The organism is Enterococcus sp. HMSC072F02, from assembly GCF_001837725.1.
GTDB lineage: Bacteria > Bacillota > Bacilli > Lactobacillales > Enterococcaceae > Enterococcus_B > Enterococcus_B lactis.
This window is the reverse complement of sequence record NZ_KV833871.1, coordinates 1-1,224: the sequence shown is the minus strand read 5'-3', so window position 1 is coordinate 1,224 and position 1,224 is coordinate 1. Positions and strand designations below refer to the sequence as shown.

Annotated in this window: 2 protein-coding genes; both read left to right on the top strand. The window is 30.1% G+C overall.

What is annotated here, in order from left to right:
• The first annotated feature begins 309 nt into the window (after positions 1 to 309).
• Positions 310 to 627 (top strand): MazG nucleotide pyrophosphohydrolase domain-containing protein, encoded by a 318-nt coding sequence (locus HMPREF2731_RS00065; protein ID WP_024636405.1) that lies wholly within the window; start codon positions 310 to 312, stop codon positions 625 to 627.
• Entirely contained in the window at positions 624 to 1,190 is a 567-nt protein-coding gene (locus HMPREF2731_RS00060; RefSeq protein ID WP_024636404.1) for an LOG family protein, read from the top strand. Before HMPREF2731_RS00065 ends, HMPREF2731_RS00060 begins: the two co-directional genes overlap by 4 nt.
• Positions 1,191 to 1,224: the final 34 nt, after the last annotated feature.

Here is a 1,224-nt window from a genome sequence, read left to right as displayed (position 1 = left end):
ATTTAAAACTTTGCAACAGAACCCGAATTTATCCAAAGATAACTTTTGTTATTTATAAATTCAAAATAAACCTACAATAAAAGAAATGGTCTCTATCTAGTCATCAATTTTTATCTTATTACTTAGGGATTGACGGACTGTTGATTTTTTCTATTTTAAACTACGTAATTAAACTTATTTAATCTAAATTTCAAAATATGATTAAATGTTTCTCACTTCATTCACGAACATTGTAATCCAAAATTGCCTTAACTACTTCTTTTAATTTATAATATGATATAATTCTATAAGATATTTTGGGAGGTTCAAATGGATATAACAGCTTATCAAAAATGGGTTAGTGAATTTTACAAAAACAGAAATTGGTACCAGTATAACTCATTTATAAGAAGTAATTTTTTATGCGAAGAGGTTGGGGAATTAGCGCAAGCTATTCGAAAATATGAAATTGGTCGTGATAGACCAGATGAAATCGAGAAATCAAGCAACGAAAATTTAAACGATATCAAAGAAGAGCTTGGGGATGTATTGGATAATATATTTATTCTTGCAGATCAATACAACATTTCCTTAGAAGAAATTATTGAGACACATAAAAACAAATTAGAAAAGAGATTTGAAGAATGAAAATAACCATCTTTTGCGGTGCAAGTAACGGAAATAACCCAATCTACAGTCAGAGAACAGTAGAACTTGGTGAATGGATGATTAAGAATAATCATGATTTAGTTTATGGTGGCGGAAAAGTTGGCTTAATGGGAGTAATTGCTGATACCATTATTAATAATGGAGGCCAAGCAATTGGTGTTATGCCTACATTTTTAAAAGATAGAGAAATCGCCCACATTAATTTATCAGAGCTTATTGTTGTAGAAAATATGCCACAACGAAAAGGGAAAATGATGGCTCTCGGAGAAGCATTTATTGCATTACCTGGTGGACCAGGAACTTTAGAGGAAATTTCAGAGGTAATCTCTTGGTCTCGAATTGGTCAAAATGATAGTCCATGCGTTCTTTATAATATCGATGGTTATTTTAATCACCTAAGAAATATGTTTGATCATATGGTGTCTGAAGGCTTCTTAAGTCAAGATGATAGGAATAACATCTTATTCTCAGATGATATAATTGAAATTGAAAGCTTCATTAAAGATTATAAATCACCTACAATTAGAAAATATAGCAATTAAATATAAAAATAGGGTTGTGTTGCAAAGTTTTAAA

Coding starts and splice junctions, on each gene's coding strand:
- HMPREF2731_RS00065 (WP_024636405.1), top strand. CDS start 310: ATGGATATAACAGCTTATCAAAAATGGGTTAGTGAATTTTACAAAAAC.
- HMPREF2731_RS00060 (WP_024636404.1), top strand. CDS start 624: ATGAAAATAACCATCTTTTGCGGTGCAAGTAACGGAAATAACCCAATC.